Annotated in this window: 8 protein-coding genes and 1 pseudogene; all 9 read left to right on the forward strand. The window is 58.5% G+C overall.

All coding sequences use genetic code 11. The features are described from left to right. Positions 1–710, forward strand: a 710-nt coding sequence (locus PDO_RS05145) for an ABC transporter substrate-binding protein (protein ID WP_007598733.1), incomplete at its 5' end; no start/stop codon positions are given. Positions 711–895: 185 nt separating this feature from the next. Further along, positions 896–1,774 (forward strand): carbohydrate ABC transporter permease, encoded by an 879-nt coding sequence (locus PDO_RS05150; RefSeq protein WP_007598735.1) that lies wholly within the window; start codon positions 896–898, stop codon positions 1,772–1,774. Beyond that, positions 1,774–2,658, forward strand: a complete 885-nt coding sequence (locus PDO_RS05155; RefSeq protein WP_007598737.1) for a carbohydrate ABC transporter permease — start codon at positions 1,774–1,776, stop codon at positions 2,656–2,658. The genes PDO_RS05150 and PDO_RS05155 overlap by 1 nt, the downstream gene beginning before the upstream one ends. A 4-nt stretch (positions 2,659–2,662) precedes the next feature. After that, a complete protein-coding gene (locus PDO_RS05160; RefSeq protein ID WP_007598739.1) occupies positions 2,663–3,778 on the forward strand; it encodes an ABC transporter ATP-binding protein in 1,116 nt (371 codons plus the stop codon). 20 nt (positions 3,779–3,798) lie between these two features. Beyond that, entirely contained in the window at positions 3,799–5,307 is a 1,509-nt protein-coding gene (locus tag PDO_RS05165) for an FAD-dependent oxidoreductase (RefSeq protein ID WP_007598741.1), read from the forward strand. Then, positions 5,304–6,083, forward strand: a complete 780-nt coding sequence (locus PDO_RS05170) for a 3-ketoacyl-ACP reductase (RefSeq protein ID WP_007598743.1) — start codon at positions 5,304–5,306, stop codon at positions 6,081–6,083. Before PDO_RS05165 ends, PDO_RS05170 begins: the two co-directional genes overlap by 4 nt. A 14-nt stretch (positions 6,084–6,097) precedes the next feature. Then, positions 6,098–7,753, forward strand: coding sequence for a GMC family oxidoreductase (locus PDO_RS05175; protein WP_007598745.1), 1,656 nt, complete (start codon positions 6,098–6,100; stop codon positions 7,751–7,753). 133 nt (positions 7,754–7,886) lie between these two features. Then, the gene (locus tag PDO_RS05180; protein ID WP_007598748.1) at positions 7,887–9,146 is read left to right on the forward strand and encodes a glycerate kinase type-2 family protein; all 1,260 of its coding nucleotides are present in this window, start codon (positions 7,887–7,889) and stop codon (positions 9,144–9,146) included. Positions 9,147–9,293: 147 nt separating this feature from the next. Continuing rightward, positions 9,294–9,486 (forward strand): annotated as a pseudogene (locus PDO_RS28715) (RHE_PE00001 family protein); the annotation flags it as partial.

A 9,486-nucleotide genomic window follows, 5' to 3' on the forward strand; every position in this document is an offset into this window, starting at 1 on the left:
CCGGTCCCACCGGTGGCCAGCCTTGGCAGGATGCGACGATCTTCGATGCCGTCGTGCTCTCGCTTGGCAATGATTTCTACAAGCAGGCTTTCATCGATCTCGACCCGGCAGCACTGAGTGGCGATAAGATGAAGGAGGCCTTCGACCGCATGACGAAACTGCGGTCCTATGTCGACGACAATTTCTCCGGTCGTGACTGGAACCTCGCCTCCGCCATGGTCATCGAGAACAAGGCCGGCCTGCAGTTCATGGGCGATTGGGCCAAGGGCGAATTCATCAAGGCGAACAAGAAGCCGGGCACCGATTTCGTCTGCATGCGCTTCCCGGGCACACAAGGATCGGTGACCTTCAATTCCGACCAGTTCGCCATGTTCAAGGTTGCGGAAGCCAAGATCCCGTCGCAGCTTGAAATGGCAACCGCCATCGAAAGCCCGGCTTTCCAGTCGGCGTTCAATGTGGTCAAGGGCTCTGCCCCTGCGCGCACGGACGTGTCTGACGAAGCGTTTGATGATTGCGGCAAGAAGGCCATCAAGGACCTCGCCGAGGCAAACACTGCCGGTTCGCTTTATGGTTCCATGGCCCATGGCCATGCAAATCCGGCCTCAGTGAAGAACGCGATCTACGACGTCGTGACCCGCCAGTTCAATGGCGAGCTTTCTTCCGAAGATGCCGTCAAGGAACTCGTCTCAGCCGTCGAGGCTGCGAAGTAGGCAGGCAAGTAAGCTCTGTGGGGGGGCGCGTCCTCCCACAGATTCTGCCGATACCGAAATCCGGAGTGAAGCGATGTCGACGGCAGAATGTGCCGCCGCAGCGGGCGTGGCTACCTTGAGACCCGCCTCGCGCGGATCGGGCACATGCCGCTTCACTGTTCGACACAATAAGGGTGGTTAGAGCGATGCAAGGTCGTGACAGACTTCAGGAGTTTTTGCCCAAGCTAGTCCTGGCGCCGAGCTTCGTGGTCACTATTATTTTTGTTTATGGCTTCATCGCCTATACGGGTTTCCTGTCGCTAACGGACAGCAAGATGCTGCCCTCCTACAATTTCGTCGGCTTGAGCAATTATGCCAAGCTCTGGGCCTTGCCTCATTGGTGGCGATCGATATCGAACCTGGCGATCTTTGCCTCGCTCTACATTCTAATCTGCTCGGTTCTGGGTCTGTTTCTGGCAATCCTGCTCGACCAGAAGATCAGGGGCGAGGGCTTTTTGCGGCCCATCTACCTCTACCCGATGGCACTGTCCTTCATCGTCACGGGCACTGCGTGGAAATGGTTCCTCGACCCTGGTATCGGGCTGCAGAACACCATGCATATCTGGGGTTGGGAGAGCTTTTCCTTCACCTGGATCAAGGACAACACGATGGCGATCTACTGCGTCGTCATTGCTGCTGTCTGGCAATCATCCGGCTTTGTCATGGCGATGTTTCTCGCCGGCCTTCGTGGCGTCGACAACGAGATGATCAAGGCCGCCCAGATGGACGGCGCCTCGACCTTCACCATCTATCGTCGGATCATCATTCCTCTGATGCGTCCGGTCTTCCTGTCGGCTTTTGTCGTGCTCGCCCACCTTGCCATAAAGGCTTACGACCTTGTCATCGCCTTGACCGGCGGCGGGCCGGGGCAGGCGACGCAACTGCCGGCGACCTTCATGTATTCCTACACCTTCACCCGCAACCAGATGGGCATCGGTGCGTCGTCTGCGATCATCATGATGATCATGATCTTCTCGATCATCATTCCCTATCTCTATTCGGAAGTTCGCGGAGGAAAACGCTGATGAGCGGCGCGGAAAATCCCCAAAATGCAGTTTCGCACGGTCTGCTCACCAGAGCGCTGATCTACACGGCCCTGATCGTCTTTGCGGTCTATTACCTCCTGCCTCTCTATATCATGGTGGTCAATTCACTGAAGCCGCTGGAAGAGATCCGCCAGGGCGGGATGCTCAATCTGCCCGGGATCTGGACGACGGAACCCTGGAGACAGGCCTGGTCGGCAGCCCAGATCGGTGTCTCGCCGACCGGCCTGAAACCCTATTTCATCAACTCGATCCTGATGGTCATCCCCGCCGTCGCGATATCGACGATTGTCGGCGCGCTGAACGGCTATGTGCTGACCAAGTGGCAGTTCCGCGGTTCGAACATCTTCTTTGGCATGCTGCTCCTGTCCTGCTTCATTCCATTCCAGATCGTCCTGATCCCGATGGCCCGCATTCTTGGAATGCTCGGCCTGGCAGGCTCAATCTGGGGCTTGATCCTTGTTCACGTGATCTATGGACTCGGCTTCACCACACTCTATTTCCGCAATTATTACGAAGCGTTTCCGACCGAACTCGTGCGCGCCGCTCAGATCGACGGTGCGAGCTTCTTCCAGATCTTCCGGCGCATCCTGCTGCCGTCTTCCGCGCCTATCATCGTCGTCTCGGTGATCTGGCAATTCACCAATATCTGGAATGATTTCCTGTTCGGTGCGTCGTTTTCCGGAGCGGGTTCCACGCCGATGACAGTGGCACTCAACAATCTCGTCTCGTCCTCCACAGGCGTGAAAGAATACAACGTGCATTTTGCAGGCGCCATCCTCGCCGCCCTGCCAACCCTGATCGTCTACATCGTCTCCGGTCGCTACTTTGTGCGCGGCCTGATGTCCGGTGCTGTGAAAGGATAAGATCATGTCATTCCTGAAAATTTCCCATCTGCGCAAGTCCTATGGCGCGCTGGAGATCCTGAAGGACATCAATATCGAAATCGAGGAAGGCGGCTTCCTGGTGCTTGTCGGCCCGTCCGGCTGTGGCAAGTCCACGCTTCTGAACACCATTGCGGGCCTTGAGCCCATTACCTCTGGCGAGATCGCCATCAATGGCCGCAATGTCGCAGATCTTCCTCCGTCGCAACGCGACATCGCGATGGTCTTCCAGTCCTACGCGCTCTATCCGAACATGACCGTGGCCGGAAACATCGCGTTTGGCATGGAAATTCGGAAAGTGCCGAAAGATGAGCGCGACAAGGCGATCAAGGAAGTCTCCGACATTCTCCAGATCGGCCATCTGCTGGATCGCAAGCCAAGCCAGCTGTCCGGCGGCCAGCGCCAGCGCGTCGCCATGGGACGCGCACTTGTGCGCAATCCGCAAGTCTTCCTTTTCGACGAGCCGCTTTCCAATCTCGATGCCAAGCTGCGTGTCGACATGCGAACAGAAATCAAACGCCTGCACCAGCGGCTGAAGACGACGATCGTTTACGTGACCCATGACCAGATCGAGGCGATGACGCTGGCGTCCAAGATCGCGGTGCTGAAGGATGGGGTGCTGCAACAGTTCGGTTCACCGGCGGAGATCTACAATAACCCGGCCAATATGTTCGTCGCCGATTTCATGGGTTCGCCGGCCATGAACCTTTTGACATGTACGCTGGAGAAGGACGCGGCCGGTCTTTCGGTTTCACTTGCCCGACCCAATGGCGATCCGATCCGGCTTCCCGTTGCCAAGGGCCGTGAACAGCTTGAGGCTCATGCCGGTCGGCAGATCGTCTTCGGTATCCGGCCGGAAGCCTTGACCGACCCTGATGGTGCTGATCGCAACGCCAAGGCGGTGGCGGAAGGTGAATGCCTGATTGAGGTGGTGGAGCCGGCTGGCTCCGACACCTTTGCCGTGACCAAGCTCGGCGGCAAGGAAGTGGTCGCTCGCCTGCGCGCCGATGCCCACATCCATGCAGGGCAAACGGCAAGGCTTGCGTTCAATCTCGACAAGGCTGTCTTCTTCGATCCGACGACACAGTTGCGGATCGCGTGATCGACGGCAGGCGTATTGAAATGACAAAGTCACCTGACATCGTGATCATTGGCTCTGGCATCGGCGGCGCGACGATTGCGGCCGGATTGGCGTCGACCGGGGCAGAGATCCTGATCCTGGAGGCCGGCGATCATCTGGCCGATCGGCCGGAAAACCGCGACCAGCGCGCGATTTTCCAGCGTGGTCATTTTCGCCCGAAGGAGATGTGGCACGAACACGGTGGTTCGGCGTTCAATCCGGGCAACTATTATTATGTCGGCGGCAATTCGAAGTTCTATGGTGCGGTGCTGGTGCGCTACCGACGCGAAGACTTCGCCGAGATGCGGCACCGCGAAGGCGTTTCGCCCGCATGGCCCTTTGCCTATGAGGAGCTCGAGCCGTGGTACAGTCGCGCCGAACGGCTGTTTCAGGTGCGCGGTGCCGAAGGGCAGGACCCGACGGAACCCTTTCATTCAACGCCATATGCGTTTCCCGCTGTGCCGGACGAACCCGCAATCGCCGGTGTCCGATCCCGCCTGAAGGCGGTGGGCATGCATCCCTTCTCGCTGCCGCTCGCCATCGATATCGACAAATGGCTGAACAAGGCCCGCACGCCATGGGACGCCCATCCCAATTGCGACGACGGCAAGCTGGACGCAGAAACTGCGCCATTGGCAAAGGCCCTGCTGCATCGAAATGTCAGGCTCCAGACCAATTCGCCCGTGGTCCGTCTCGAAGCGGCCAGCGATGGAAAGACCATAAAAACTGTACACTACCGCCTGAACGGCGAGATTAGATCGGTCTCGCCAAAACTCGTAATCCTGGCGGCTGGCGCCGTCCAGTCTTCGGTACTGCTCCTGCGTTCGGCGGACGCGCAGTTTCGCAACGGACTGGCCAATAGCTCAGATCAGGTCGGCCGCAATTTCATGAATCACAATTCGAGTGCGGTCCTGGCGCTCTCGCCGTTCTTTCGCAATGACTCTGTCTATCAGAAGACGTTCGGGTTCAACGACTTCTATCTTTCCGACGGAAATGGCGGGCCTCCATTGGGCAATATCCAGTTGCTGGGCCGAATTTCGGGCGCCATCCTCAAGGCAAATCTGCCGCAAGTGCCTGAATGGCTGCTCAATCGCATCTCTGCACATGCGGTCGATTTCTATGCGATGAGCGAGGACGTACCCCATCCGGAAAGCCGCGTCATGGTGGAAGGCGACCGTATCATTTTGAAATGGCACCGGACCAATTGGGAGGCGCATCTCGAGCTTGTCCGCAAGCTGAAGCAGGTGCTGAAAAAGGCCGGCTTCCCTCTCGTGCTGTCGCGCCCATTCGACAAACGCACGCCATCGCACCAGTGCGGTACTGTTCGCATCGGCAAGGACCCGGCAACGGCGCCGCTTGATGTCTATTGCCGATCCTTCGACCATGCCAATCTGTTCGTGGTTGATGCGAGCTTCCTACCAACGTCGGCGGCCGTCAATCCGGCACTGACCGTGGCCGCCCAGGCATTGCGCGTCGCCGATCATATTGCATCCAGGGATTTGGCATCATGACAGATCAAATGAACAGACCCGTGGCAATTGTTACAGGTGGCCGGCGCGGCATCGGACTTGGCATCGCAACGGCTTTGGCCAAAGCCGGCTATGACATCGCCGTCACCGGCATCGGTGACGCGGTGTCAGCACAGGAGACCCTGTCATTTCTGCGTTCGCAGGGTGGCGATGCACTCTATCTGCATGCCGACCTGTCTGACGTCGCGAGTCACGAAGCGACAGTCAAAGCGATCCTGGAACGCTTCGGCAAGATCGATTGCCTGGTCAACAATGCCGGCATTGCGTCGGTGGTCCGCGGTGATTTCCTGGCGCTTGAGCCTTCAAATTTTGACACAATCATCGACACCAACCTCAAGGGCACTGTCTTTTTTACGCAGGCGGTGGTGAAGGCGATGCTGGCTATCGCAGAGCCCTTGCATGCCCGATCGATCATAAACATTACATCGGTGTCGGCCCAATCGAGTTCTCCCGAACGTCTCGACTACTGTATCAGCAAGGCCGGCCTTGCCGCATTTTCACAAGGCCTCGCCCTGCGGCTGGCTGAAACCGGTATTGCGGTGTTTGAAGTGCGTCCCGGCATCATCCGCACCGACATGACCGCCGCCGTCACCTCGAAATACGACAGCCTGATTGCCAATGGTCTGGTTCCGATGCGGCGCTGGGGACAGGCGGAGGATATTGGCGACATCTGCGCGGCCTTGGCGTCCGGCAGTTTTGCATTTGCAACGGGCAGCGTGATCGACGCCGATGGCGGCCTTTCAATCCCACGTTTGTAACAGGACGGATCAAGATGCGTTTCGACTATATCATTACGGGCGCCGGGCCGGCCGGTTGCGTACTTGCCAATCGGCTCAGCGAAGACCCGGACGTCAATGTGCTGCTTCTGGAGGCCGGTGGCGGCGACTGGAATCCCCTGTTTCACATGCCGGCAGGTTTTGCCAAGATGACCAAGGGTGTGGCCAGCTGGGGCTGGCAGACCGTGCCGCAGAAACACATGAAAGGCCGCGTGCTCAGATATACCCAGGCAAAGGTGATCGGTGGCGGATCATCGATCAATGCCCAGCTTTATACGCGCGGCAATGCTGCGGATTATGATCTATGGGCGACTGAAGACGGGTGCGAAGGCTGGGACTACCGTTCGATCCTGCCGTATTACAAGCGCGCCGAAGACAATCAACGGTTTGCGGATGACTATCACGCCTATGGTGGTCCGCTTGGCGTGTCCATGCCGGTTTCGGCCCTGCCGATCTGCGATGCCTATATACGGGCAGGCCAGGAACTCGGCATTCCCTACAACCATGACTTCAATGGAAGCCAGCAGGCTGGCGTCGGTTTCTATCAATTGACCCAGCGCAACCGGCGTCGCTCGTCGGCTTCACTGGCCTATCTTTCGCCGATCAAGGACCGCAAGAACCTGACGATCCGCACGGGAGCAAGGGTTGCACGCATCTTGCTTGAGGCAACGCGCGCCGTCGGCGTGGAAGTCGTCACATCCAGGGGGCTTGAGGTTGTTCGTGCGGAGCGTGAGGTCCTTGTTACGTCCGGTGCAATCGGCTCGCCGAAACTCCTGCTGCAATCGGGCATCGGTCCAGCCGATCACCTGCGCTCGGTCGGCGTCGAAGTCAAACATGATCTCGCCGGTGTCGGCAGCAATTTGCAGGATCATCTCGATCTCTTCGTCATTGCCGAATGCACCGGTGACCATACCTATGACGGTGTGGCGAAGCTGCATCGCACAGTCTGGGCGGGTCTCGAATACATGCTGTTCAGGTCTGGACCGGTTGCCTCCTCGCTCTTTGAGACCGGAGGCTTCTGGTATGCCGATCCACAAGCGCGTTCTCCGGATATCCAGTTTCACCTTGGTCTTGGTTCCGGTATCGAGGCAGGCGTCGAGAAGCTCAAGAACGCCGGCGTAACGCTGAATTCGGCCTATCTTCATCCGCGCTCACGCGGCACGGTCAGGCTTTCATCCTCTGATCCTTCGAGCTCACCCCTGATTGATCCGAACTACTGGTCCGATCCGCATGACCGGACGATGTCGCTTGAGGGGTTGCGCATTGCCCGTGAAATCTTCCAGCAAGCAGCCCTGAAACCGTTTATCGAGGCAGAGCGCCTGCCGGGACCCAAGGTTCAGACGGAGGCGGAACTGTTCGACTACGGCTGCGCGAATGCCAAGACCGACCATCACCCGGTCGGAACCTGCAAGATGGGCAGGGGCGCGGACGCGGTTGTCGGGCTCGATTTGCGGGTCCACGGGCTCGATGGCCTGCGCGTGTGCGACAGTTCGGTCATGCCGCGCGTGCCATCGTGCAATACCAATGCTCCAACGATCATGGTGGGCGAAAAGGCATCAGACATGATCCGCGATCTGCCTGCTTTACCACGTACGATCTTTTCCCATGAACGCAACGACACGCGCCCGCGGGCACGAGTCGATGCGCGTTGACCGAACTGCGTTGACAATGATCAGTCATTGCACCTTGATCAGTGTCGTCGAACCGAAGCAGGGACAAACGCGGCGGCAACCGGCAGGATTGGCGGTTAGTTTGCAGATGATGAAACGATAGAAGGAGATTGAGATGTCGATCGACGGGCGGTCCTTTCTCACCTCTCTTTTTCAGGCTGCGGTCATGGCTGCCGATCCTTATGACGCTATCGTGCGACATCTGCCGCAAAAGCCGAAGGGACGCACGATCGTGATCGGCGCGGGCAAGGCTGCCGGAAAGATGGCCGCGGCGTTCGAGCGCGCCTGGGACGGTCCGTTCGAGGGCCTTGTGGTTGATCGTCACGGTCCTCTGGAACCCTGTCGACAGACGAGGATCCTGCATGCAGCGCATCCCGTGCCCGACGCTGCGGGGCTACACGCTGCGCAAGCGCTCATGGATCACGTCGAGGGGCTGACCAAGGATGACCTTGTCATTGCGTTGATCTCTGGTGGCGGCTCCGCACTTTTGCCTGCCCCACCGCAGGGTTTTCAACTCGCCGACGAAATCGCTCTAAATGAAGCCCTGCTGGCATCCGGGGCGCCGATTTCGGCAATGAACGTGCTTCGCAAGCATTTTTCCCGGATCAAGGGAGGCCGGCTGGCCGCCCGCGCATATCCGGCACAAGTCGTCAGTCTGATTGTCTCGGATGTGCCGGGCGATCATCCGGCTTTGGTCGCATCCGGTCCCACGGTGCCTGACGCCTCCAATGCCGCCGAAGCCATGCGGCTGATCCGCGACTATCGCATCGACCTGCCTCAAGCGGTCATTGATGCCATCGGCCGGGAAAAGGCGCCCAATCCATCGGACGAGATCTTTCGTCGCAACGAGGTTCATGTGATCGCATCTGCGCGTGTTTCCCTGGATGCGGCAGCCGAAAAAGCCCGAGGCATGGGCGTCGAGCCCTTGATCCTGTCGGATTGTATCGAAGGCGAAGCAAAGGATATCGGCCGCATGCATGCCGCCCTGGTGCGTGAGTTTGCGCAGAACGGTTCCTTCGCAAGGCCGCTGGTCCTTCTGTCGGGTGGCGAGACCACGGTCACCATTGGTCATGGAAAGTATGGCAAGGGCGGACGCAATTCCGAGTGTCTTCTGTCTGCCGCAATGGATCTGCAGGGCCTGGCACAAGTCACTGGTCTGGCCGCAGATACGGACGGGATCGACGGGTCTGAAAGCAACGCCGGCGCCTTCTGCGACGGAACGACCGCCGACAGGATCAGGGCTGCCGGCGGCGATGCGCGCAGTTTTCTCGCGGATCATGACGCCTGGTCTGCCTTCGACCTGATCGGTGATCTGTTCGTATCGGGGCCGACAGGAACCAATGTCAATGATTTCAGGGCTTTCCTGATCGACTGAGCGTCGCATTCGTCAATGCTGAGATCGGTTGGTTTGGGCAATGTGGGCTATGTCAGCAATGCCGATTGCCGGTGATTGTCAGAAATCTCTGGAACGAAACGAAAGGGTCTCCTCGCTTTCGTTAGTCGAGTCACCTACGATCGCTTCATGCGATACGATCTTGCCAAGCTACCGATTGCGACCTTGTTTGTTCCCGTCTCTGCCGCGACAGCGGCATTGACGCGTCTTGACGAGCGCATTGCTCGTTCCCCCTTGCGCGATGGTTGGATTGCACGATCGCATTTCGGTGATGCTGTTGCGTCACTTTGGGTGGACGGTGAACTGGTCCATCTCGAAGCCT

The sequence above is a fragment of the Rhizobium sp. PDO1-076 genome, from assembly GCF_000247475.1.
GTDB lineage: Bacteria > Pseudomonadota > Alphaproteobacteria > Rhizobiales > Rhizobiaceae > Allorhizobium.